The 22,661-nt window shown below is 64.6% G+C and carries 21 protein-coding genes; 13 read left to right on the top strand and 8 right to left on the bottom strand.

Going from position 1 to position 22,661, the window contains the following annotated elements:
* Positions 1-226: 226 nt before the first annotated feature.
* The 3 genes from AKL29_RS39100 (at position 227) to AKL29_RS39090 (ending at position 3,632) form a co-directional block, all read left to right on the top strand.
* On the top strand, positions 227-658 hold the full coding sequence (locus tag AKL29_RS39100) for a hypothetical protein (RefSeq protein WP_050387846.1): 432 nt from the start codon (positions 227-229) through the stop codon (positions 656-658).
* A gap of 246 nt (positions 659-904) precedes the next feature.
* Complete coding sequence (locus tag AKL29_RS39095) at positions 905-2,485, top strand: alkaline phosphatase D family protein (RefSeq protein WP_050387845.1); 1,581 nt, start codon at positions 905-907, stop codon at positions 2,483-2,485.
* Between the two features lie 328 nt (positions 2,486-2,813).
* Entirely contained in the window at positions 2,814-3,632 is an 819-nt protein-coding gene (locus tag AKL29_RS39090; RefSeq protein ID WP_050387844.1) for an aldo/keto reductase, read from the top strand.
* A 71-nt stretch (positions 3,633-3,703) separates the two neighbouring features.
* Here AKL29_RS39090 and AKL29_RS39085 read toward each other — a convergent pair whose 3' ends face one another.
* Positions 3,704-3,934: a hypothetical protein gene (locus tag AKL29_RS39085; protein WP_050387960.1), complete on the bottom strand. Its 231-nt coding sequence runs from the start codon at positions 3,932-3,934 to the stop codon at positions 3,704-3,706.
* Between the two features lie 232 nt (positions 3,935-4,166).
* Between AKL29_RS39085 and AKL29_RS39080 the strand changes: the two genes are divergently transcribed.
* A complete protein-coding gene (locus AKL29_RS39080; protein ID WP_050387843.1) occupies positions 4,167-5,447 on the top strand; it encodes an amidohydrolase family protein in 1,281 nt (426 codons plus the stop codon).
* A 115-nt stretch (positions 5,448-5,562) separates the two neighbouring features.
* Here the strand turns inward: AKL29_RS39080 and AKL29_RS39075 are convergent, their stop codons facing one another.
* Together AKL29_RS39075 and AKL29_RS39070 are read right to left on the bottom strand one after the other, a co-directional pair.
* Entirely contained in the window at positions 5,563-6,801 is a 1,239-nt protein-coding gene (locus tag AKL29_RS39075; protein ID WP_050387842.1) for an aminotransferase-like domain-containing protein, read from the bottom strand.
* A 60-nt stretch (positions 6,802-6,861) separates the two neighbouring features.
* A complete protein-coding gene (locus tag AKL29_RS39070; protein WP_050387841.1) occupies positions 6,862-7,404 on the bottom strand; it encodes a DUF3124 domain-containing protein in 543 nt (180 codons plus the stop codon).
* Positions 7,405-7,463: 59 nt separating this feature from the next.
* Here AKL29_RS39070 and AKL29_RS39065 point away from each other — a divergent pair, with 59 nt between their 5' ends.
* The 4 genes from AKL29_RS39065 (at position 7,464) to AKL29_RS39050 (ending at position 12,917) form a co-directional block, all read left to right on the top strand.
* On the top strand, positions 7,464-9,197 hold the full coding sequence (locus AKL29_RS39065) for a cation:proton antiporter (protein ID WP_050387840.1): 1,734 nt from the start codon (positions 7,464-7,466) through the stop codon (positions 9,195-9,197).
* A gap of 249 nt (positions 9,198-9,446) precedes the next feature.
* Complete coding sequence (ribB, locus tag AKL29_RS39060) at positions 9,447-10,523, top strand: 3,4-dihydroxy-2-butanone-4-phosphate synthase (RefSeq protein ID WP_028334516.1); 1,077 nt, start codon at positions 9,447-9,449, stop codon at positions 10,521-10,523.
* 129 nt (positions 10,524-10,652) lie between these two features.
* Positions 10,653-11,867, top strand: coding sequence for an acyl-CoA dehydrogenase (locus AKL29_RS39055; RefSeq protein ID WP_050387839.1), 1,215 nt, complete (start codon positions 10,653-10,655; stop codon positions 11,865-11,867).
* A 132-nt stretch (positions 11,868-11,999) separates the two neighbouring features.
* On the top strand, positions 12,000-12,917 hold the full coding sequence (locus AKL29_RS39050) for an MBL fold metallo-hydrolase (RefSeq protein WP_050387838.1): 918 nt from the start codon (positions 12,000-12,002) through the stop codon (positions 12,915-12,917).
* Between the two features lie 91 nt (positions 12,918-13,008).
* Here AKL29_RS39050 and AKL29_RS39045 read toward each other — a convergent pair whose 3' ends face one another.
* Both AKL29_RS39045 and AKL29_RS39040 read right to left on the bottom strand, forming a co-directional pair.
* Positions 13,009-13,866 carry a DUF1499 domain-containing protein gene (locus AKL29_RS39045; RefSeq protein ID WP_028334513.1) on the bottom strand — a complete coding sequence of 286 codons (858 nt, stop codon included), beginning with the start codon at positions 13,864-13,866 and terminating at the stop codon, positions 13,009-13,011.
* 287 nt (positions 13,867-14,153) lie between these two features.
* Positions 14,154-15,782, bottom strand: coding sequence for a fatty-acid--CoA ligase (locus tag AKL29_RS39040; protein ID WP_050387837.1), 1,629 nt, complete (start codon positions 15,780-15,782; stop codon positions 14,154-14,156).
* A 76-nt stretch (positions 15,783-15,858) separates the two neighbouring features.
* Here AKL29_RS39040 and AKL29_RS39035 point away from each other — a divergent pair, with 76 nt between their 5' ends.
* Entirely contained in the window at positions 15,859-17,007 is a 1,149-nt protein-coding gene (locus AKL29_RS39035) for an extensin family protein (RefSeq protein ID WP_050387836.1), read from the top strand.
* 17 nt (positions 17,008-17,024) lie between these two features.
* On the opposite strand, the gene AKL29_RS39030 is transcribed toward AKL29_RS39035, so the two are convergent.
* Complete coding sequence (locus AKL29_RS39030; RefSeq protein ID WP_018270352.1) at positions 17,025-17,702, bottom strand: L,D-transpeptidase; 678 nt, start codon at positions 17,700-17,702, stop codon at positions 17,025-17,027.
* A gap of 338 nt (positions 17,703-18,040) precedes the next feature.
* Here AKL29_RS39030 and AKL29_RS39025 point away from each other — a divergent pair, with 338 nt between their 5' ends.
* Both AKL29_RS39025 and AKL29_RS39020 read left to right on the top strand, forming a co-directional pair.
* On the top strand, positions 18,041-19,018 hold the full coding sequence (locus AKL29_RS39025; RefSeq protein WP_028334510.1) for a magnesium transporter CorA family protein: 978 nt from the start codon (positions 18,041-18,043) through the stop codon (positions 19,016-19,018).
* A 130-nt stretch (positions 19,019-19,148) separates the two neighbouring features.
* Complete coding sequence (locus AKL29_RS39020; RefSeq protein ID WP_028334509.1) at positions 19,149-19,373, top strand: hypothetical protein; 225 nt, start codon at positions 19,149-19,151, stop codon at positions 19,371-19,373.
* Positions 19,374-19,506: 133 nt separating this feature from the next.
* On the opposite strand, the gene AKL29_RS39015 is transcribed toward AKL29_RS39020, so the two are convergent.
* Positions 19,507-20,259: an SDR family NAD(P)-dependent oxidoreductase gene (locus tag AKL29_RS39015; RefSeq protein WP_018270354.1), complete on the bottom strand. Its 753-nt coding sequence runs from the start codon at positions 20,257-20,259 to the stop codon at positions 19,507-19,509.
* A gap of 154 nt (positions 20,260-20,413) precedes the next feature.
* Positions 20,414-21,055, bottom strand: coding sequence for a pyridoxamine 5'-phosphate oxidase (pdxH, locus tag AKL29_RS39010; RefSeq protein ID WP_018270355.1), 642 nt, complete (start codon positions 21,053-21,055; stop codon positions 20,414-20,416).
* A gap of 108 nt (positions 21,056-21,163) precedes the next feature.
* Between pdxH and AKL29_RS39005 the strand changes: the two genes are divergently transcribed.
* A complete protein-coding gene (locus tag AKL29_RS39005) occupies positions 21,164-21,571 on the top strand; it encodes an RT0821/Lpp0805 family surface protein (RefSeq protein ID WP_028334508.1) in 408 nt (135 codons plus the stop codon).
* Positions 21,572-21,690: 119 nt separating this feature from the next.
* Positions 21,691-22,647: a DnaJ C-terminal domain-containing protein gene (locus tag AKL29_RS39000; protein WP_050387835.1), complete on the top strand. Its 957-nt coding sequence runs from the start codon at positions 21,691-21,693 to the stop codon at positions 22,645-22,647.
* Positions 22,648-22,661: the final 14 nt, after the last annotated feature.

Here is a 22,661-nt window from a genome sequence, read left to right as displayed (position 1 = left end):
GTTTTCGAGCGAAGTGGCTACCGGTTCGCGAAGAAAACGCGTCAGAACAAGAATCTGGAGCCACGTTCCGATTCCATCGGAGCGGAGAGGGCTCCAGGCGGCGACCGGGAACTTTCCACGGCCGCCCTGGTTGACCGGTAACCCTGCCTGCAAGCGGTGGCTGGATTCGTACGGCCGAGCCCCTACATGATGGCTGTCTGTTCGAGTGATTTCAGGAGGCCGTTTGATGGTCCTGAAAAACGGTTTTGTTGCAATCGTTTGCGCCGCGTGCCTGACTTGGGGTGGCGTGGCGTTGGCCGACGAGTACGGCCCCAGCGAATTCTTCAGCCTCGATCTCTCCAAGGCGGTGCTGTCGCCGAAGCGGCTTGGCCCGCCGACGCAGTTCGAGCCCGTTCCGGTCGAGGCGAAGACCGACCATGGCCCCGATCAGCATGCAAATGTCGAGCCGCAGGTCGAGGAGCCGAAAGTCGCGCCGAAGAAAGCCGTGCGGACCACCAGGGTGACCGCACCGCACGAGAAGAAGCGCGCGGAAGTGCGCGTGCCCGCCCGCGCCAAGCTCGCGCGCCGCCACTCGAACCCGCTCGATGCGGAGGCCCGCGACACACGGATCCAGACCTGGCCGTGCCGCACCGGCGGCATTTGCAACTGGCATCGGTGAGGCGGCGCTCTCGCGCAGATCCACGTGCGCATCCACAAGAATGTTAAGCCCGTCATCCTTCGAGGCTCGCTCCGCTCGCGCTTCAGGATGACGGGTTTAGATCGAATGCTCGGCGTGCTGCGTTCCAATCGACGTAACCGAGTCATCCCGCCGTCGCAAAACCGTCGGCGGAGAGTCAAGAAACCGTAAGGCCGGAGTCAAGGAGCGCAGGCAAAACCTTCGTTGCGATTCGACGAAGGTTATTCGATGCCGACAGCGATCTCCGCGGGGCGGCGAGGCCTCACCCGGCGCCAGCTTCTGGTGCGCTCGGCGTCGACCGCCGCGCTGGCGGGATTCGGCGCGCTGGCCAAACCATATCTGAGCCGCGCCGCGGATCGGCCGGCGATCGCGGGCATCCAGTCCGGCGACGTCGCAAGCGATTCCGCTGTCATCTGGGCCCGCGCCGATCGTGCCGCGCGGATGCACGTCGAATGCGCCGCGGTCGAAAGCTTCGCCAGCATCCTGCGCGCCGCGTCCGCCGATGCGCTGCCCGAGCGCGACTTCACCGCCAAGCTGCTGCTCAACGGCCTGCCGCCGGGCCAGGACCTGTTCTATCGCGTGCGCTTCGAGGACCGCGACGGCACATCAGGCGAAAGCCGGGTCGGCCATTTCAGAACCGCGCCGGCCGACCGGCGTCCCGTCTCGTTCGTCTGGTCCGGCGACGTCGTCGGGCAGGGCTGGGGCATCGACCCCGCGCGCGGCGGCCTGCGCAGCTACCGCACCATGCTGGGCGAGCGCCCGGACTTCTTCATCCATTCCGGCGATCACATCTACGCCGATTGCACGGTGCCGTCGGAGCAGAAACTCTCCAACGGTGAGATCTGGCGCAACATCGTCACCGAGGAGAAATCCGCCGTCGCACAGAGCCTCGATCAGTTTCGCGGCAACTACAAATACAACTGGCTCGACGAGAATTTCCGCGCCTTCCACGCCGAGGTGCCGATGTTCGCGCAGTGGGACGACCACGAGGTGGCCGACGACTGGTCGCCGCTCGGCACCACCGATGCGACCGGCTATGAGGCGGACGGCAGCTCGCGCCTGGTGGCGCGGGCGCGCCGCGCCTTCCACGAATTCATGCCGATGCGGCTGATGCCGGAGCGCGATGGCCGCGTCTATCGCAAGGTTTCCTACGGGCCGCTGCTCGACGTCTTCATCATCGACATGCGCTCCTATCGTGATTCCAGCTGGAACAAGCAGGGCGATCCGGACCAGGCCTGCATCCTCGGCCAGAGCCAGCTTGCCTGGCTGAAGCGGGAACTGGTGGCGTCGGATGCTGTCTGGAAGGTGATCGCGGCGGACTTGCCGATCGGTCTCGTCAGCCTGGATGCGGTTGCGCTCGGCGACGGGCCGCCCGCGCGGCGCGAGCACGAGATCGCCGATCTGCTGTCCTTCATGAAGCGCGCCGGCGTCCGCAACACGGTGTGGCTCACTGCCGACATGCACTACACCGCCGCGCATCACTATGATCCGAACCGCGCGGTGTTCCAGGAGTTCGAGCCGTTCTGGGAGTTCGTCTCCGGCCCGCTGCACGCCGGCACCTGGTCGCCGGGCGAGCTCGACAACACGTTTGGCCCGACGGCGATGTACCAGAAGGGCTGCTCGGCCGAGCAGGGCGACAATCTCGCGCCGTGCTTCGGGCTGCAATTCTTCGGCCGCGTCGACATCGACGGCAAGACCGGCGTGATGACGGTGACGCTGAAGGACGTCGACAACCACGATCTCTGGTCGGTCGATATCGAGCCGCGGCCGGACGCGCGGCCTGGTCAGATCATGGCGCAGCACATCTAGTGTGCTGAATGCGAAGTTCGTGCGATTTCGCGGCAGCCATTTTCACGAACTTCGCATTCATAAAGCACACTAGAATCATAAGTTTGCTAGTGTCCTTATCGAATCCGAAGTTCGCTCCGAAGGTGCGGCAAATGATGCGAACTTCGGATTCGGGACACTAGCGCCCTCTCTGATCCCGTCGCGACATCTTGATTGCCGGCGTCTTGCCCGAAGGGCCGGTTTGCGGGCAGACTGCGTGTCGGCAGTCCTGCCAATTTCATTCCCAGGAAACGATTTGCTGGCGTGACGTCGTCGATGGCATCGGCGTCCCACGCGTCAGGAGCTATCCATGGAAAATCTGCAGACACAGGGCATCAGCCTGCCGCAGCTCGGGCTCGGCACCTTCCGCATGCAGGGCGATACCTGCCGCGCGGCGGTCGAGAGCGCGCTCGGGCTCGGCTATCGGCATATCGACACCGCCGAGATGTACGGCAATGAAGAGGCGATCGGGGCGGCGATCGCGGCCTCGAATGTCGCGCGCAAGGACCTGCACGTGACCACCAAGGTCTGGCACGAGAACCTGGCGCCGGATGCGATCCGGACAGCGTTCGACGCCAGCCTGAAGAAGCTGCGGCTCGATCACGTCGATCTCTATCTGGTGCACTGGCCGTCGCGGAGCATGAAGCTGCCTGCCGTCTTCGAGACGCTGATGAAGCTGAAGGAGGAAGGCCGCACCCGCGCGATCGGCGTCGCCAATTTCACCACCGCGCTGCTCAAGACCGTGGTCGAGGACATCAAGGCGCCGATCGCCTGCAATCAGATCGAATATCACGCGATGCTGGACCAGACGCCGGTGCGCAAATATCTCGCCGCGAAATCGATCCCGCTGGTGGCCTATTGTCCGCTCGCCCAGGGCCGCTTCGCCACCGACGAGACGCTGGCGAAAATCGGCAGCAAGCATGATGCGACCGCTGCACAGGTGGCGCTGAAATGGCTGCTCGATCAGGATGGCGTGGCGGCCATTCCGAAAGCCTCGCGCGCCGAAAGCCAAAAGGCCAACCTCGACGCACTGAAGGTCAAGCTCGACGACGAGGACCGCAAGGCGATTGCGGCGCTGCGCAAGGACATGCGCTGCGTCAATCCGGGGTTTGCGCCGGCGTGGGATTGAGGCCGCTGGCCCTGAGGAAGCAGATAAGAAAAAATGGCTCCGTGAGGAGCCATTTTCCGTTGTGTCGGTCTTTAGTAGTGATGACGCTTGATGATCACCGTCCGGTCATGGCCGTGATGCCAGCCATGATGCCAACCGCGATGCCAGCCACGGTCATGGCGCATTTCGGCGCGTGCGCCCCAGCCGCGGTCCCAGTGATGATGACCGCCATGTCTGATCACGACCGTCTCGGCGCTCGCGATCGACGGAACGGCCACCGCAAGCGCACCAACCGCCGCGAGAACAAAGCCAATCTTTTTCATCTCATCCTCCTCAAACAAGCGAAGAGAAAACCGTACGGAGATTGAAACGTTCCTGAGGAACCAGAGGAGTTTTCTGAACGCTTGTTCAGCAACTGCCTCGAACGCTGCTGCCGTCGCGTGTTGGTAGGCACAACCGATGAGCGAGCGCACGGGCGGCTTTCCCGGCCTTGCCTAACCGCTGCGTCCGACGCATCATCGCGCCATAAAAATCAATGTTCGGGGGGACGTTGCCGTGAGCGAATTTTCACGCCGGGATTTTTTGAAAGTGACGGGATCGGCCGCTGCCGCAGCCCTCGCCGGGCCGGCCGCTGCGGCGATGGGGCCGGACGACAAGTTCGACCTCGTGATCAAGAACGGCGATGTCATCGATCCCAGCCAGTCGCTGCGCGGCAAGCGCGACATCGGCATCCGCTGGGGCATCATCGAGGCGATCGAAGACGAGATCCCGGCTACTCGCGCCACCAGGACCATTGACGCCTCGGGCAAGCTCGTGATGCCGGGCCTGGTCGATCTGCACTGCCACGTCTACCCGTACGGATCGGCGATCGGCATTCCCGCCGACGAGCTGGTGCAATTCCAGGGCACCACGACGGTGGTCTCGGCGGGCGACGCCGGCGTCAACAACCTCGCGGCGCTGCGGCGCTTCATCGTGGCGCAATCGCGGGCGCGGATCTACGCCTTCGTCCACATCGCCAACAACGGCCTGTCGGCATTCCCGGTGGCCGAGCTCTACAACATCGACAACGCCCAAGTCGAAGCCTGTGCGATGGCGCTGGCCGAGAACCCCGACTTCCTGATCGGGGTCAAGGTGCGGATGTCGGAAAACGTCATCTTCAAGCATGGTCTCGAGCCGCTGAAGCGCGGCATTCGGGCCTGCGAGATGTGCGGCTGGCCGGCGCGGATGATGGTGCATATCGGCGGCGTCGAGACCAGGGAGCTGATGTCCGACATCCTCAATCTGCTGCGGCCGGGCGATATCCTGACCCATGCCTATTCCGGTGCGCCGAACGTGTCGGGCGCTTTCACCAATATCGTCCAGGAGGGCAAGCTGTTGCCGGCGGCGCTCGCGGCCAAGCAGCGCGGTGTGCTGTTCGACGTCGGCCATGGCGGCGGCAGCTTCGATTTCACGGTGGCCGAGATCGCGATTCCCGCCGGCTGCGCGCCCGATACGATCTCCTCCGACATCCATGTCTTCTCGGGCAACTCGCCCGGCATCCCGTTCCTGCCGAACGTGATGAGCAAGTTCCTCGCGATGGGCTCGTCGCTGGATCAGGTGGTGGCGATGGCGACCTCGGTGCCGGCGCGGATCATCAACCGGACCCCGAAGATCGGCACGCTGCAGCGTGGCGCGCCCGGCGATGTCGCGATCATGGACCTCGTCGAGGGTCCGGTCTCCTTCGTCGACACCCGCAACAACAAGCGCGACGGCAATCTGCTGCTGAAGCCGGTGCAGACCGTGGTCAACGGCGTGCCGTTCGGCCGGCCCTATCAGGCGCCATTTTCGGTGAGGTGAGGGCAGGTGGAAACATGGATTGCTTCGCTTCAACGACGACGCAACTAGCCGTCATTGCGAGGAGCGTAGCGACGAAGCAATCCATCTTGCCGCTTGGACCACCTATTCGAAGTCGTTAGCCGCACTTCTCCACATTGCTGCTGCGCGCCGGCACCCCGAACTCCTTGCGGCACACCTCGGCCAGCACGGCAACGCCCTCGCGGATCTGCTCGTGCGAGGGGCTGGCGAAGCAGAGGCGGAGCCGGCTGCCGGAATGGGCCTTGCTGGTCGACCATTCCGGTCCCGGATTGATCGAGACGCCGGCGGCAAGGGCCGCCTGATAAAGCTTCAATGTGTCGACATTGTCGGGCAGCTTGACCCAGAGGAAGATGCCGCCCTTGGGTGCCTCGAATTCGGCCGCGGTGCCGAACTGCTCGTTCAGCGCCTCCATCAGCGTATCGAGCTTGGCGCGCAGGCCCTTGGTCAGGCGCGGCACATGGGTCGAAAAATGCGGCGCGCAATATTCCGCGAGCACCATCTGCTCCAGTGCGCCGGAACCGGCGTCGGTCTTCAGCGGCAGCATTCGCGACATGATCTCCCAGGGCGCAACGATGAAGCCGACGCGCAGCGCCGGCGCGATCGACTTCGAGAACGAGCCGATATGGATCACGCCGCCATGCTTGCTCATCGCATAGATCGCCGGCGGCCGTTCGCCGCTCCAGATCAAATCGGCATAGCAATCATCCTCGAAGATCGGCACGCCGTATTCCCTTGAGAGCTTCAGCATCTCGGCGCGGCGGCTCTCGGGAAGGATCGAGCCGGTCGGGTTCTGCACCGTCGGGATGGTGTAGATGTATTTCGGCGTGATGCCGCGCCGCTTGTGATCGGCGAGTGCTGCAGCCAGCGCATCGATCCTGATGCCTTCGCGATCGAGGGGAATTCCGACCGCATTGACGCCAAGCCGTGTCAGCCGGTTCAGTGAGCCCTGATAGGTTTCCTGCTCGATCAGCACGGTATCGCCCTTGGCGAGCAGGGTGTGATTGACCAGATCGAGCGCCTGCAGCGAGCCGGAGACGATCATGATCTCGTCGGGCGTGCAGGCAATCCCGGCGTCGCGCTTCAGCTTCTCGGTCAGGAACTGGCGCAGCGGCAGATAGCCCTGCGGCCCGTGCGCGAGGTTGTAGGTCGCGAGATTCCTGCCCTCGCGCTTCAACACGGCGTTGACCGCCTCCAGCAGCCCGTCGACCGGGACCTGGTCGGGATCGTTGTTGCCGCCGACGAAGCTGTACTTGGCGAGCCCGGTCCAGCGTGCGGCCGGGGCAGGCCGGCCGGCCGGGAGCAGCGGTGCAAAGTCGAACCGGGCTGAGGTGGACATGGATGTTTCGCTCCGTGTTGTTATCGTTGAGAAGGCCGCGGCAAGCGGCTTTCCATGAGGTTAGTTCTTGCCGACCGGCCGGATCGGCCGGCCCTGGCTGATGAAGGCGTAGTGCCCTGCGCCGACACTGCCGACCATCAGGGCCTCGACCGCCGGTTCCGCGATCTCGCCGGCGGCCGCCCAATCGACCACGAAATTCGCGCCGGTGCCGCCGCGGGTATCGGTCGTGGCGATCGCGACCTCGACGGTCGCAAACGGTTTTAGCGCGACCGGCGATTTGAGGTAGCTCTCCACCATCTTGCCTGATGTGTCGAAATAGGCGATCCGCTTCAGCACCAGCGGCTTCGTCTCGGAAGCGTTGTGCACGCTGAGCGTCACCGAAAAATCGGCCCTGAGCTTGCCCTGGCTCATCGACACGCTGGAATACACCGGCACGTAGAATGCACCGGAGGCGGTGAGGCCCTCCGATGGCACCGCCGTCAACGAGTTCGCGAAATTTTGTTCAATACCTGCCGAGGATTGTGCTAGCGCCTCTGACATGCGCACGGTGAGCAGGCAGAGCAAAACTGCGAGAAAAATGCCGCCTGCGCGGATGTGACACATTGCTCGGTTGATCCTCACGCCCGGCCCTCTAGGTTGCGGCAACAGGAAGTCTTTGACGCATGCATGAACTGATTCCCGATATCACGCTCTGTATTCTGTTTGCCTGGGGGATTGGGCTGCTGGCCCATTTCTCCCGGCAACCGCTGATACTGGCCTACCTTATCGCCGGCTTTTTCATTGGTCCATTCGGCATCGGCTGGGTCAAGTCCCAGGAATCGATCAGCGTCATCTCCGAGCTCGGCCTGATCTTCATGCTGTTCATGATCGGGCTGGAAATCGACCTCAAGAAGATCATCCGTGCCGGCAAGGTCATCCTGTTCGCCGGTGCAGGCGAGCTGATCGGCGGCTGCCTGATCGGCGTGGCGTTCTTTGCCGCTATCGGGCTTGCGATCGGCGGCGGCAAGTTCGACGCGATCTATCTCTGCGTCGCCTGCGCGCTGTCCTCGACCGTGATCATCGTCAAGGTGCTCTACGAGAAGCGCGAACTGGATACGCTGCCGGGCCGCATCACGCTCGGTGTGCTGGTTCTGCAGGACATCTTCGCGATCCTGTTCCTGGCGGTGCAGCCGAGCCTCGACAATCTGCAGATCAGCGTCGTGCTGCTGTCGATCGCCCGCGTCGCGGTGCTGGTCGCGACCGCGCTGGTGCTGAGCCGCTACGTGCTGCCGCGGCTGTTCCACCAGATCGCGCGGCGGCCCGAGCTCGTGCTGCTCGGCGCGCTCGCCTGGTGCTTTCTGATCGGCGAGATCGCCGAGCGGCTGCATCTGTCGCGCGAGATGGGCTCGCTGGTCGCCGGCGTCTCGATCTCGACCTTCCCCTATGCGCTCGACGTCACCGCCAAGGTCACGACGCTGCGGGATTTCTTCATCACGCTGTTCTTTGTCGCGCTCGGCATGACGATCCCGATTCCGGGCCTCTCGGTGATCTGGCTTGCGCTCGTCATCGCGGCCTTCACGGTGGCGAGCCGCCTGATCACGACGTTCACGCCGCTCTATCTGATGAAGCAGGGCCTGCGTGCGAGTCTGCTGCCGGCGATCAACCTGGCGCAGATCTCCGAGTTCTCGCTGGTGGTGATCCAGACCGGCGTTGCCGCCAACCACATCGGAACCGAAACCGCGAGTGCGGCCTCGTTCGCCTTCGTCGTGCTGGCGGTGCTCTCGACCTTCGCGATGGGGCGCAGCGACCAGATCGTGCGCGGCCTGATCGGTCCGTTGAAGCGGATCGGGCTGCGCGACCTCGACCAGGAAGGCCAGGGCCGCGGCGAGGCCGGGCACGAGGGCGGACATGGCGAGATCCGGCGCATCGTCATCCTCGGCTTTTTCCGCGCGGCGAGCGCGCTGATCAGCCAGATCGAGCGGCAGAACCAGTCGCTGCTCGAGCAGATCAGCGTCATCGATTTCAACCCGCTGGTATTCCGCACGCTGTCCGACCGTGGCATGCATGTGATCTATGGCGACATCAGCAATGTCGACACCCTGGTTCATGCCGGCATCGGCAACGCCGAGATCATCATCCTGAGCGTGCCGGATTTCCTATTGGTCGGCGCCGACAATGAGAAGCTGGTGCGCCACGTCCGCGCCCTCAATCCGACCGCGCGGATCGTTGCCACCGCGGACCTCTTGACCGGCGTCGACGACCTCTACGGCGCCGGCGCCGACTACGTGACGGTGACCCGGCTCAGCGACGCCGGCGAGCTTTACTCCGTGATCGAGGCGGCCGACGCCGGTCTGCTCGACGACAAGCGCGCCGAGCTGGACGCCCAGCTCAGCGACCGGCGCGAGGTGCTGCCGTAGGCGAGCCTTCTCGACCTCTCCCCATCGGGGAGAGGTCGCGCTGAGAGCGCGGGTGAGGGGCTTAGGTCCCACGAGGGAGCGCAATCCCTCACCCGGATGGCATCTGGCGATGCAATCCGACCTCTCCCTTTGGGAGAGGTGAAGCGCCCTGGTATCCCTGCCGGACGCATGGCGGGTTGCATAATGATACTGGCGCTGACATCGGAACCCGGCTAATCCACTGCCTGCATATAGCGAGATGTCAGGACAATGGCCGATACGATCCAGGAAGTGCTGCAAGCCTTTGCGAAGGGTGAACTCGTTGTCGTCACCGACGATGACGACCGGGAAGGCGAGGGCGATCTGATCGTTGCGGCGTCGTTCTGCACGGCGGAAAAGATGGCCTTCATCATCCGCCACACCTCCGGCATCGTCTGCGCGCCGATCACCACCGAGGACGCCCGCCGGCTGCGGCTCGACCCGATGGTGGCGCACAACGAGTCCAACCACACCACCGCCTTCACGGTCTCGATCGACTACAAGCCCGATGGCGGCACCGGCATCTCGGCCGAGGAGCGCGCCTCCTGCTGCCGCGCGCTCGCCAATCCCAATGCCGGCGCCAATGATTTCGCGCGCCCTGGTCACATCTTCCCGCTGATCGCGCGCGACGGCGGCGTGCTGCTGCGCTCCGGCCACACCGAGGCCGCGGTCGATCTGTGCCGGCTCTCCGGGCTGCCGCCGGTCGGCGTCATCAGCGAGCTGATGAACGACGACGGAACCGTGATGAAGGGCGAGCAGGTCGCGAAATTCGCCGCCGCCCACAAGCTCAAGCATGTCACGATCGCGGACATGATCGCCTATCGCCAGGCGCGCGAGAAGCTGATCGAGCGGGTCGCGACCTTCACCACCGAAAGCCCGATCGGCCCGCTGCAGGGCTATGCCTATCGCTCGCCGTTCGACGAGATCATGCATGCCGCCTTCGTCTATAACGGCATCGGCGACGGCCGGGACGTGCTGACGCGGCTGCACAAGCCGAACATCGTGAAAGACCTGTTCACCGGGCCGGCGCGAATGGAAGCCGTGCTGCGGCACTTCAAGGACGCCGGCCGCGGCGTGCTGGTATATCTGCGCGATGGTGCCGCCGGTGTTCCGGTCGAGCCGGTTGGCGAGCAGAAGACGGCGGAGGCCGATCGCCACAGGCAATGGCGCGAGGTCGGCGTCGGCGCACAGATCCTGCGTGATCTCGGCGTCACCTCGATCCGGCACCTGACCTCGTCGGTGCATGACTACAAGGGATTGTCAGGTTTCGGCATCGAGATCGTGTCGAACGAGAAGCTGGAGACCTGACATTAGTCATTCCGGGTTCGCGCTAGTTCGCGCCCCGGAATGACGGTGAGAGGATCACCAATTGCGCTTCGCAGCATAGCGCTTTAATTTATCCGCCAATTTCCGATAGACGATGCGAAAGGATGTTTCATGAGCGTGCGCCCCCAGGCCAAGGACAAGCCGGCTGCCGCCAGCTTCCAGTGGGATGATCCGTTCCTGCTCGACGAGCAGCTCACCGAAGACGAGCGCCTGATCCGCGACACTGCGCGGGCCTATGCGCAGGACAAGCTGCTGCCGCGGGTCACCAAGGCCTATCTGGAAGAGAAAACCGATCGCGAGATCTTCAACGAAATGGGCGAGCTCGGCCTGATCGGCGTGACGCTGCCCGAGGAGTATGGCTGCGCCAATGCGAGCTACGTGGCCTATGGCCTCGTGGCGCGTGAGATCGAACGTGTCGATAGCGGCTATCGCTCGATGAACTCGGTGCAGTCGTCGCTGGTGATGTATCCGATCTACGCCTATGGCGACGAAAACCAGCGCAAGAAATATCTGCCCAAGCTTGCGACCGGGGAATGGGTCGGCTGCTTCGGCCTGACCGAGCCGGATGCCGGTTCCGATCCCGGCGGCATGAAGACCCGCGCGGAGAAGGTCGCTGACGGCTACAAGCTCAACGGCGCCAAGATGTGGATCTCGAACGCGCCGATCGCCGACGTGTTCGTGGTGTGGGCCAAGTCGGCGGCGCACGACAACCAGATCCGCGGCTTCATCCTCGAGAAGGGCATGAAGGGCCTGTCGGCGCCCAAGGTCGGCGGCAAGCTGTCGCTGCGCGCCTCGATCACCGGCGAGATCGTGCTCGACAATGTGGTGGTGCCGGAAAGCGCGCTGCTGCCCAACGTCTCCGGCCTCAAGGGTCCGTTCGGCTGCCTCAATCGCGCCCGCTACGGCATCTCCTGGGGCGCGCTCGGCGCCGCCGAGGACTGCATGCATCGCGCGCGGCAATACACGCTCGACCGCAAGCAGTTTGGCCGCCCGCTCGCCGCCACCCAGCTGGTGCAGAAGAAGCTCGCCGACATGGAGACCGAGATCGCGCTCGGCCTGCAGGCCTCGTTGCGCGTCGGCCGCCTGATGGACGAGGGCAAGATGGCCCCCGAGATGATCTCCATCGTCAAGCGCAACAATTGCGGCAAGTCGCTCGACATCGCCCGCATGGCGCGCGACATGCACGGCGGCAACGGCATCCAGATCGAGTATCACGTGATGCGTCACGCCGCGAACCTCGAGACGGTGAACACCTATGAGGGCACGCACGACGTCCATGCGCTGATCCTCGGCCGCGCGATCACCGGCATCCAGGCGTTCTCGTAAATCCTTTCACAGTCATTCCGGGGCGATGCGTCAGCATCGACCCGGAAGCTCGAGATTCCCCGAGGCGCAATTGCGCCCCTGAGGTTCAGCCCTGTCGGGCTGCCCCGGAATGACGTCGGAGTGAAATTCCAGATGGCCGACAACGACGACATCCCGTTCAACCGCGATTTTCCGCTGAAGCCCGGCGTGGTCGAACGGGTCCGCCCCGGCGTTCGCCGTGTCCTCTGCAACAATCCGAGCCCGTTCACCTTCACCGGCACGGTCAGCTACATCGTCGGCGAGGGCAAGGTCGCTATCATCGATCCCGGTCCCGACGACGAGGCGCATGCCAGGGCGCTGCTCGATGCGGTCAAGGGCGAGACCGTGACGCATATCCTGGTCACCCATACCCATCGCGATCATTCGCCGAACACGCCGCGGATCAAGGCCGCGACCGGCGCGCCTGTCTATGCCGAGGGACCGCACCGCGCCTCGCGCCCGCGCTTCGAGAGCGAGAAGCACAATCCGGAATCCGGCGCCGACCGCGATTTCCGGCCCGATGTGCAGGTCAAGCACGGCGACGTCATCGAGGGGGCGGGCTTTGCGCTGGAGGCGGTCGCCACCCCCGGCCACACTGCCAACCATCTGGCGTTTGCCTGGGCCGAGCGCAGCATCAATTTCGTCGGCGATCATGTGATGGGCTGGTCGACCTCGATCGTGGCGCCGCCGGACGGCTCGATGATCGATTACATGGCCTCGCTGGAGCGGCTGGAGCAGCGGCCCGAGCAGCTGTATTTCTCCGGCCACGGCCCGGAGATTCCGGAGGGCCCGCGCTACGTCCGTTTCCTGGCGCGGCATCGCCGGGCGCGCGAGGCGTCGATCCTGCATCGTCTCGGCAAGGGCGAGGCCGACATTCCGACCATGGTGCGGGCGATCTATATCGGGCTCGATCCGCGCCTCGCCAATGCCGCCGGCTATTCGGTGCTGGCGCATCTGGAGGATCTGGTCGCGCGCGGCGTCGTGGCGACCGACGGCGATCCGGTGATCGGCGGGACGTACCGATTGGCCTAGTTCGTCATTCCGGGATGGTGCGAAGCACCAGACCCGGAATCTCGAGATTTCGGGTTCATCGTGCGCGATGAACCGGAACGACGCTACCGCGTCACTTCTTCACCGTCTTCGCCGGCGGTGCCTTTGGCGCGACAGGAGCCGCCTTCTTCGCCGGCTTGGCATTGTCGTTCTCGGCCGCGCTGTTGAGGTCCTCGATCAGCTTCTTGACGCGGGCGGCGTTGCTGCCGAGATCGGTATCGAAATAGCGCGACGCCGAGCGGATATCGACGCGGGAGTCCTCGTCGTCAGGCGTGACCCGGATCGAGACGTCCTCGCGGAAACCCATGATCGGCGTCCGCGCCACCGCCTCGATGCGGCCGATGCGGCGCGGCGGCTGCGGCGCGCGCGCGTCGATGACGAGCCATTTGCGGCGGTTCACCAGCCGCAGCGTCAGCTCATAGGCGCGGTCGACCGGGGTTTCGAGCTCGACGGTTTCGATATCGGGATAGGCCGCGCGCTGCCGCTCGGCCGAATAGAGGCCGGCATAGGCGGCAGGATTGGTGCCTTCCCCGGTGCGCAGCCGCGCCAGCGCCTCGAATTTCGGCGGGTCGATCGCGTCGGTGGTGACGTCGTAGATCCGCGGCAGCTTGCGGTACTGATAGATGAGGTAGGCCGGGTAGGCGAGGATCGCCGCGTCGATCACGAGCGCGAGCAGGATCCGGCCCATGCCGCGGGTGCCGTTCTGCCAGATCGCAGCAAAGGCGGCCAGCCCAAGCAGGATCGACAGGCCGGCCAGGCCTAGCGCGCCGAAGAAGGTCGCCAGCGCCGGCTTGACCTCCAGGAACCCGAAGCGGACGATCAGGATCGAGACCACCACCGCGACGACCGAGAAGATGGCGAGGTTGCGCGACCAGGTGGCGAGACCGGACACGGGCTCCTGCTGGTAGGGAGCGGAAAACCTGCGCGCCATCGTCGAAAAATCTGCCGGTTGAGATGTCCTCAGGCGACCTCGGCCGCCGCGATCAGTCGTGTGAGACCACGGACCTGCGGCGAATTCAAGGGATTTGGGCGGTGCTGTTCACCCTCCCCTGGAGGGGAGGGGCGACGCGAATGAAATGAGCGGCGCGGTGGCGTGATCCTCAGCACGGGCACCTGTCTCAACGGAGGGACTGTCACCCCACCTCGGTCCGCATTCCGCTGCGCTTCATGCGAACCGATCCCCCCTCCAAGGGAGGATAAGGGAGGATGCGAGCCTGCCTACGCCGCGGCGGTCGGGAAGGTGTAGTCCTTGAACTGGTCGCGCAGCGCCGTCTTCAGGATCTTGCCGGTCGCGGTGTGGGGAATGCCGTCGACGAAGGCGACGTCGTCGGGCATCCACCATTTGGCGATCTTGCCGTCCATGAACTTCAGGATGTCCTCGCGCGTGGCGCTCTGGCCCTGTTTGAGTTGCACGATCAGCAGCGGCCGCTCATCCCATTTGGGGTGATGGACGCCGATCACGGCGGCTTCCGCGACGGCCGGATGGCCGACCGCGAGGTTCTCGAGATCGATCGAGGAGATCCATTCGCCGCCGGACTTGATCACGTCCTTGGAGCGGTCGGTGATCCGCATGTAGCCGTGCTCGTCCATCGTCGAGACGTCGCCGGTGTCGAAATAGCCGGCATCGTCGAGGATGTCGCTGTCGACCCGGAAATAGGCCTTGGCGATCGCGGGGCCGGAGACCTTGAGACGGCCGAAGGTCTTGCCGTCCCACGGCAGCTCCTTGCCGGCATCGTCGGTGATCTTCATCTCGACGCCGAACGGCGGATAGCCTTGGGTCTGCAGGATGTCGAGCCGCTCCTCGCCGGTGCGCTCGGTGAACGGCGGCTTCAGCGTCGCCAGCGTGCCGAGCGGGCTCATCTCGGTCATGCCCCAAGCGTGGCGCACCTGACTGCCCATGTCGAGGAAGGCCTGGATCATCGAGCGCGGCATCGCCGATCCGCCGCAGATCACCATTTGCAGATCCGGCAGCTTGACGTTGTTGGCGGCCATGTATTGCAGCAGCATCAGCCAGACCGTCGGCACGCCGGCGGTGTGCGTGACCTTCTCGGTCGACAGCAGCTCGTACACCGAGGCACCGTCGAGCTTCGGGCCCGGCATCACGAGCTTGGTGCCCATCGACGGTGCTGAGAAGGCGATGCCCCAGCTGTTGGCATGGAACAAGGGGACCACCGGAAGCATTGTGTCCGACGCGGAGGTGCCGAGCGCGTCCTTCGAGTTGGCCATCAGCGCGTGCAACACGTTGGAGCGGTGCGAATAAAGTACACCCTTGGGATCGCCCGTCGTGCCGGAGGTGTAGCACATCGCCGCCGCGGTGTTCTCGTCGAAGGTCTTCCACTCGAACTTGCCGTCGGATGCCGCGATCCAATCCTCATAGGCGACCGCGTTCTTCAGCGTGGTCTGCGGCATGTGCGCCTTGTCGGTCAGCACCACGTAGCGCTCGACGCTCGGCAGCTGGCCTGCGATCTTCTCCAGCACCGGAACGAAGGTGAGGTCGGTGATGACGATGCGGTCCTGGGCGTGGTTGACGATCCAGGCGATCTGTTCCGGAAACAGGCGCGGATTGACGGTATGGCAGATCGCGCCGATCCCCATGATGCCGTACCAGACCTCGAGGTGGCGCCAGGTGTTCCAGGCGATGGTGGCGACGCGGTCACCGAGCTTGATGCCGTCGCGTTCCAGGCTCTGCGAGACCTTCAGGGCGCGGGCATGGATCTGGGCGTAGGTGGTGCGATGAATCGGGCCTTCGACCGACCGCGTCACGACTTCCTGGGTACCGTGATATTTGGCGGCGTGCTCAATAATCTTGTGACACAGCAAGGGCCAATCTTGCATCAAACCAAGCATACGCAAATCCCTCCTCGATCCTCACGCATGATCCGCCGGCATCTTGGACGGCCGGCAGTAAAATCATGGAACTGACATGAACTTTAGCGCGGAGAAAGCAAGCCGAAAATGGCCTGTTGGCGCGTTTCGTCGCGGGGGCGCGGCAATGGTTACCGCCGCTGTGCTGCTTTGCCTTGGCATGCAAGCAGGCCCCGCCGAGGCCGCCCGCCGCGCGCCCAGCTTTCCGTGGGACGATCTGTTCGGCACCCGGCCGCAAAGGCCGCACAAGGCAGCCCGCCGCGCAGCGGTGCCGCTGCCGAAGCCGCGCCCGGCTCAGGCGCCGGCGGAGCCTCCCGCCGCAGCCAAAACGCAGCCTGCGGTGCCCGCTGAGGCGGCCGGGCCCAGCGAGTCGGCCAAGCCGGTTGAGGCAGCGAAGCCGGCCGAGCCCGCTGCGCCGCAGCTTTCGGCCTGCCGGCAGGCGCTGACCGAGGAGATCGCGATCGCGCCGAGCATTCCGGATATCCACGGCGCCGGAGGCTGCGGCGGCGAGGATCTGGTGCGGCTCGAGGCCATCGTGTTGCCGGACAAGCGCAAGGTCGCGGTCAAGCCCGCGGCGATCCTTCGCTGCAAGATGGCCGCTGCGGTCGCCGACTGGATCCGCACCGATATCGCGCCGCTCGCGCAGAGCCTCGGGGGCGGGATCAGCAATCTCGACAATTTCGACTCGTTCGAATGCCGCGGCCGCAATCGCGTCGCCGGCGCGCAGCTCTCCGAGCATGGCCGCGCCAACGCGCTCGACGTGCGCGCCTTCGGTCTCGCCGACGGCAAGTCGATCTCGCTGACCGACCGCAGCGTGCCGCGGACCTTGCGCGAGACCGTGCTGCATTCGGTCTGCGCCCGTTTCTCCACGGTGCTCGGGCCGGGCTCGGACTGGTACCACGAGGACCACGTCCATCTCGACCTGATCGAGCGTCGCAACAATTACCGGATCTGCCAGTGGAACGTGGACGACCCGCTGCCGCAGGTCGCGCCGCTGTTGCCGGCCGAGCGCCCCGAAGAGGCGCCGCCGCGCGAGGTCGCCGCCAAATCCGACGCGCCGAAGGCGGATACATCCAAAGCTGACCACGGCAAGTCTGACACCAGCAAGCCGGACGCCACAAAATCAGATGATGCGGCCGCACCCGACCGCAGCGCCGAGACCAGGCCGCAGCCAACAAAAAAGCGCCGGCAAAGCCGGCGCTTTTGATCGCGGTTGCGATTGGATCAGTAGGTCGTGCCGCCGCCGCCCTGCAGCGCCATCTGCGGCTTGTAGGGCGAGTCGCCGTGCTTCGGCTCCAGCACCACGACGATGGTGCCGAGCTTGACGCGGTTGTAGAGGTCGATGACGTCCTCGTTGGTCATGCGGATGCAGCCCGAGGAGATCGACGCGCCGATATATTCCGGCTGGTTGGTGCCGTGGATGCGGAACAGCGTGTCCTTGCCGCCCGAATAGAGATACATCGCGCGCGAGCCCATCGGATTGTCCGGGCCCGGGGCCACGAAAGTCGGGACGCCGAGGCGCGAGATTTCGCCGGGGGTCGGGTGCCAAGCCGGCCATTCGGTCATGCTGCCGACCTTGGCGATGCCGGACCAGGCCATGGCTTCCTCGCCGACGGTGATGCCATAGCGGATCGCCTTGCCGTCGTTCAGCACGTAATAGAGGTAATGGTTGTCGGAATCGACCACGATCGAGCCGGGGGCTTCCTTGCGGTGGTACTCGACGATGGCGCGGCGGAACGGTTCAGCGACCGGCGTCTTGACGTAGGTGGTCTTGGCCAGGAGTTCCTTGTCACGCGGCTTGAAGTTCGCGGTGTTGGTTGCCTCATAGGTTGTGGCCTGCATGCAGCCCGACAACATCAGGCCCGCGGCCAGAATCCCGAAGGTAACTTTGAGCGACGACATGATTACATTCCAATCGAAAATCCGCGCCCGAAAGCGCCACTATTACGCCCCAAACGCCACGATTCCATTAGCGGCATTATTGCCGAAACGTGCCATTATTCCCAGACTTTAGATGCCTTTCCCGCATCGCGGGACGCTGTCTGTGGCTTTTTTGCCGCAACTGTTCTGGCGCCAGGTTGGTTTTTGTGCAAACAGGCAACGGTCGACGAGTCGGCGTCACGTCGCTGCCGCCTGGCCGCCACAAGTATGGATGCCCGGTTAATACCCCGGTCATGATGCGCCCCCCAGAATCGCGCTAAGTCGGCGGGTCCTGCCAGCCCTGTTTCGTGGAGTTCGTGATGCTGTCGGTGTTCGTTCCGTCCGAGTTCTCGCTCAAGAAGGCCACGGCGACCGACCTCGGCGCGCTGCCCGAGGGTGCGGTCTGGGTCGATCTGGTGAATCCGACCGTGGAGGAGGACCGGGCGGTCGAGAAGCTCGCGGGGATCGCGGTGCCGACCCGGGAAGACATGCAGGAGATCGAGATCTCCAGCCGGCTCTATATCGAGAACAGCGCGCGCTACATGACCGCGACGCTGATGTGCCAGTCCGACACCGACATGCCGCGCACCACGGCGGTCACCTTCATCCTCACCGGTCATCGGCTGGTGACGGTGCGCTACGACCTGCCGAAACCGTTCGCGCTGGTCGAGAACAAGCTGGCGCGCGCCTGTTCCCCCGGCATCACCGGGGAGCAGGTGCTGATGGAACTGCTGGACGCGGTGATCGACCGTTGCGCCGACATTCTGGAGCGCTGCGGGGCCGATATCGACCAGGTGTCCCACGACATCTTCGAGCCGGAGAGCGAGCGCCACGGCCACGCCAAGCAATATTCGCAGATCCTGATCGCAATCGGCCGCAAGGGCGACCTGACCTCGAAGGTTCGCGAAAGCCTGGTCTCGATCGGCCGCCTCGTCACCTTCCTCTCCGCGGTGGTCGAGGGCGTGAAATGGTCCAAGGACATGCGCGAGCAGCTCAAGACCATGCAGCGTGACGTGGCCTCACTGACCGACCACGCCTCCTATCTCTCCAACAAGATCACCTTCGTGCTCGACGCCATGCTCGGCGTGGTCAATCTGGAACAGAACAACATCATCAAGCTGTTCTCGGTGATGGCGGTGGTCTTGATGCCGCCGACGCTGATCGCCTCGATCTACGGCATGAATTTCAAGATGATGCCGGAACTCGAATGGACGCACGGCTATCCGTTCGCGCTGGTGCTGATGCTGATCGCGGCTGTCGTGCCGTACTGGATCTTCAAGTGGAAGAAGTGGCTGTAAGCCGGTTCCACGCGTCGCGTTTTGGGACGCGCTTCCTGCCTTATTTCCTCTGCTAAAATTTGAGCGTTGCGCTGAACGTTTGGGCGAAACTTGTCTGCGATAACGCCCGCCTCGAAGCCGGAGGACAGCAATGGTTGAGAAGATCATAACGCCACGGCGTAACGTCATCGACTTTGCGCGCTATCAACAGGACCGCGCAGCAGGCAAGGTGCAGGCGATCTCGCCGAGACTTTGCCGTTACTGTGGCGCTGCGTTGCTGGATGGCGAGGACGAAGACGAATGCTCCAGCGCGCTGAACGACGTCGCGCTGCGGCAGCCCGAGAAGAAGAAGTCGCGTCGGTTTTACGCAGACTAGAGGCCGAAGCCTCGGAGGCAGAAGCCTCGTTTGCGTTTGTTACGCCTGCAAGTGAAGCAATCCCAATGACGGCCGCGGCGGCGGCCGGGATCGCCTCAAAACTTCCCTCCCCGAAATACGGCTCTTCCCAAGCTCAGACGTGCTGACCACCGTTGATGTGGATTTCCGCACCGTTCACGTAAGAGCTGGTCTCCGTGCAGAGAACGTAGATGATCTTGGCGACCTCGTCCGGCGTGCCGAGGCGGTGCATCGGTATCTGCTGGTCGACGATCTTCTCGGTGCCCGGCGACAGGATCGAGGTATCGATCTCGCCCGGCGCTATGGCGTTGACGCGGACGCCGACGCGACCGAAGTCCGATGCCATCTCGCGCGTCAGCGCCGCGAGCGCGGCCTTCGACGTCGCATAGGCCGCGCCGGCAAACGGATGCACGCGCGAGCCGGCGATCGAGGTGACGTTCACCACCGCGCCCTTGGCGTGTTTCAACTCCTCGATCAGCCCGCGCGCGATCATGATCGGTGCGAAGAAGTTGACGTGGAAAACGTGGGTCCAGGTCTCGATGTCGGTGTCCATGGTGCCGAGCCGGCCGCCGCCCGCAGCCTTCGGCGAGATCGCGGCGTTGTTGACCAGCGCGTGCAGTTCATCGTTCTCGAGCCGTCTGCGGATCTCGGAGATCGCGCGCACGGTGTCGTCATGGCTGCCGAGGTCGACCTCGATGTGGTCTTCCGGCCCGGCGCCCCACGGGCAGACCTCGGGAAACGCATGCCGCGACAGGGTGATGACGCGCCAGCCGGCGGACGAGAACCGGATCGCGGTGGCATGGCCGATGCCGCGGCTTGCGCCGGTCAGGAGCAGCGTGCGCCGCGGTGCATTGGATGGGTGGGGCATCGACGGTTTCTTTCGTTTTCGTCATGCGCGGCGGCGTGCCGGGCATTCACGCCTTCGAACGACTTGGGATGACTTGGGATCAGACGTCGCTGGCCGGGTCATCTTACACGAAGATGCGCTCCGCGCTTTCTCCGGGCCATGACGATCGCAGCTTTCAGGGATAGAGCCGCACCTTCGACCAGGCGCTGCCGGCGCCGTCGCGGCGGAATTCGATGCGATCGTGCAGGCGGTACGGGCGGTCGTGCCAGAACTCGAAGCGCTGCGGCGTGATCCGCCAGCCGCTCCAGCCCGGCGGCCGCGGCACCTCGCCGATGACGTATTTCGCACCGGTCTTGGCGATCGCCTGCTCGAAGGCGAAGCGGCTCTCCAGCGGCTGCGACTGCTTGCTGGCCCAGGCGCCGATCTGGGCCTGCTTCGGCCTGGTGGCGAAATAGGCGTCGGCCTCGGCATCGGTCACCGGCGTGACCGGCCCGCGGATGCGCACCTGGCGGCGCAGTGATTTCCAGTGGAAGAGTAAAGCGGCTTTAGGATTTGCGGCCAATTCGCGGCCCTTGGCGCTCGCGATGTGGCTGTAGAACACGAAGCCGTCGGCATCGAAGCCCTTCATCAGCACCATCCGCACGTCGGGCAAACCGTCGGGATCGACGGTCGCAAGCGCCATCGCGTTCGGATCGTTCGGCTCGGACTTGACCGCCTCCGCAAACCATTCGGCGAACAGGGCGAACGGCTCCTCCGCCGCGGTGAAATCACCCGATGTTAACGGTGTCGGGTGTTTGATGGAGGTCGTGTCGGTCATGTCAGGAGTCCCGATTTGCATCCGCCCGCGTCTGAAAGCGCGTTACTAGCCCTATATAGGGCATGGGGGCGCGTTGGCCTATCGGCGATCCACCCCGCAGGCGCGGTGGTGACATTGATCCTGATCGGCGTCGGCGCAAGCGGCTGCAGCCTGTCGCGCAGCGACGCCTTCGCCAAGCTGGACGACAAGGATGTGACGGGCTCGATCAGCCCGACCCAGGTCAATGCGGTGATGCCGACCGACACCGATCTCGCCTTCGCCCGCAATGCCGCCTCCGACGTGCTGACCAAGGGCGACAAGGATTCCAGCCAGCCCTGGGAAAATCCTGAAACCGGCGCGCGCGGCTCGGTGACGCCGCTGGCCCAGGCCTATTCGGGCGAGGACGGCAAGACGTGCCGGGATTTCCTTGCCAGCTACGTCAATGGAGCCACCGAGAGCTGGCTGCAGGGTGCCGCATGCAAGGCTGGACAAGGGCGGTGGGAAATCCATAGCCTGAAGCCCTGGAGAAAATCCTGAGAATTCCGGCGAAGCCGGGCTAAGTTGCAAAAATGCCACTGAGCCCCCACATGAAGGCGAAGTGGGCCCGGACGGGTTCCCGGCCAGGACTGATTTTTCCCGTGAAGGAGACGTGACGGATGCGCGACCCCTATGAGGTCTTGGGGGTGCAGCGGAACGCCAGCGCTGCGACGATCAAGAGCGCCTATCGCAAGCTCGCCAAGAAGCATCACCCTGATAACAACAAGAACGACCCGAAGGCGGCGGCCCGCTTTGCGGAGATCAATACGGCAAACGAGATCGTCGGCGACGAGGACAAGCGCAAGCAGTTCGACCGCGGCGAGATCGATGCCGAAGGCAAGCCGCGCTTCCAGGGCTTCCCTGGCGGCGGCGCCGGCGGTCGTGCCGGTCCGGGCGGCTTCGAGTACAGTTTCCGCTCCGGGGCCGGCGGCGGCATGGGCGGCGGCAGCTTCGAGGACATCCTCAACAGCATGTTCGGCAATGCGGCTCGCGGCGGTGGCGGCCGCGCGGGCCGGGCCAGTCCGTTCGAGTTTGACGGCGGCGGGGTCGGTGTCGACCTCGATCTGTCGGTCGCCATGACGGTGTCGCTGGAGGAATCGGTCAGGGGCGGCGATAAGCGCGTCCGCCTGCCGACCGGCCGCGAGCTCAATGTCAAGATTCCGCCCGGGGTTGCTGCGGGTCAGCAGATCCGGCTGAAGGGGCAGGGCGAGACCGCGCAAGGCCATCCGCCCGGCGATCTCCTGATCACGATCTCGGTCGCGCCGCACCCGTTCTTCAAGGTCGACGGCAACGACCTCAGGATCGACCTGCCCATCACCCTCTACGAGGCGGTGCTGGGCGGCAAGGTCCGCGTGCCGACGCTCGGCAGCGCGGTCGAACTCTCGATCCCGAAGAACACCTCGAGCGGCCGCACCTTCCGCCTCAAGGGCAAGGGGCTGTCGAAGGCGGGCGCCGTCGGCGATCTCTACGTCACGACCCGCATCATCCTTCCCGACGGGAACGATGCCGAGCTTGAGGCATTGATGCAGACGTGGGGGGATCAAAAACCCTACAATCCGCGTAGCGATCTCGGCTGACCGCCGAGAGCGTG

The organism is Bradyrhizobium pachyrhizi, assembly GCF_001189245.1.
Lineage (GTDB): Bacteria > Pseudomonadota > Alphaproteobacteria > Rhizobiales > Xanthobacteraceae > Bradyrhizobium > Bradyrhizobium pachyrhizi.
The sequence above is the reverse complement of the archived record's forward strand: the minus strand, read 5'-3'. Positions and strand labels throughout refer to the sequence as shown.

What these genes read in the sequence shown, in the direction of transcription:
- AKL29_RS39030 (WP_018270352.1), bottom strand. Translation starts at nt 17,702, where the DNA reads ATGTCGTCGCTCAAAGTTACCTTCGGGATTCTGGCCGCGGGCCTGATG.
- AKL29_RS39100 (WP_050387846.1), top strand. Translation starts at nt 227, where the DNA reads ATGGTCCTGAAAAACGGTTTTGTTGCAATCGTTTGCGCCGCGTGCCTG.
- AKL29_RS39095 (WP_050387845.1), top strand. Translation starts at nt 905, where the DNA reads ATGCCGACAGCGATCTCCGCGGGGCGGCGAGGCCTCACCCGGCGCCAG.
- AKL29_RS39025 (WP_028334510.1), top strand. Translation starts at nt 18,041, where the DNA reads ATGCTGTCGGTGTTCGTTCCGTCCGAGTTCTCGCTCAAGAAGGCCACG.
- AKL29_RS39015 (WP_018270354.1), bottom strand. Translation starts at nt 20,259, where the DNA reads ATGCCCCACCCATCCAATGCACCGCGGCGCACGCTGCTCCTGACCGGC.
- AKL29_RS39040 (WP_050387837.1), bottom strand. Translation starts at nt 15,782, where the DNA reads ATGCTTGGTTTGATGCAAGATTGGCCCTTGCTGTGTCACAAGATTATT.
- AKL29_RS39090 (WP_050387844.1), top strand. Translation starts at nt 2,814, where the DNA reads ATGGAAAATCTGCAGACACAGGGCATCAGCCTGCCGCAGCTCGGGCTC.
- AKL29_RS39075 (WP_050387842.1), bottom strand. Translation starts at nt 6,801, where the DNA reads ATGTCCACCTCAGCCCGGTTCGACTTTGCACCGCTGCTCCCGGCCGGC.
- AKL29_RS39055 (WP_050387839.1), top strand. Translation starts at nt 10,653, where the DNA reads ATGAGCGTGCGCCCCCAGGCCAAGGACAAGCCGGCTGCCGCCAGCTTC.
- AKL29_RS39085 (WP_050387960.1), bottom strand. Translation starts at nt 3,934, where the DNA reads ATGAAAAAGATTGGCTTTGTTCTCGCGGCGGTTGGTGCGCTTGCGGTG.
- AKL29_RS39000 (WP_050387835.1), top strand. Translation starts at nt 21,691, where the DNA reads ATGCGCGACCCCTATGAGGTCTTGGGGGTGCAGCGGAACGCCAGCGCT.
- AKL29_RS39070 (WP_050387841.1), bottom strand. Translation starts at nt 7,404, where the DNA reads ATGTGTCACATCCGCGCAGGCGGCATTTTTCTCGCAGTTTTGCTCTGC.
- ribB (WP_028334516.1), top strand. Translation starts at nt 9,447, where the DNA reads ATGGCCGATACGATCCAGGAAGTGCTGCAAGCCTTTGCGAAGGGTGAA.
- AKL29_RS39050 (WP_050387838.1), top strand. Translation starts at nt 12,000, where the DNA reads ATGGCCGACAACGACGACATCCCGTTCAACCGCGATTTTCCGCTGAAG.
- pdxH (WP_018270355.1), bottom strand. Translation starts at nt 21,055, where the DNA reads ATGACCGACACGACCTCCATCAAACACCCGACACCGTTAACATCGGGT.
- AKL29_RS39035 (WP_050387836.1), top strand. Translation starts at nt 15,859, where the DNA reads ATGAACTTTAGCGCGGAGAAAGCAAGCCGAAAATGGCCTGTTGGCGCG.
- AKL29_RS39065 (WP_050387840.1), top strand. Translation starts at nt 7,464, where the DNA reads ATGCATGAACTGATTCCCGATATCACGCTCTGTATTCTGTTTGCCTGG.
- AKL29_RS39045 (WP_028334513.1), bottom strand. Translation starts at nt 13,866, where the DNA reads ATGGCGCGCAGGTTTTCCGCTCCCTACCAGCAGGAGCCCGTGTCCGGT.
- AKL29_RS39020 (WP_028334509.1), top strand. Translation starts at nt 19,149, where the DNA reads ATGGTTGAGAAGATCATAACGCCACGGCGTAACGTCATCGACTTTGCG.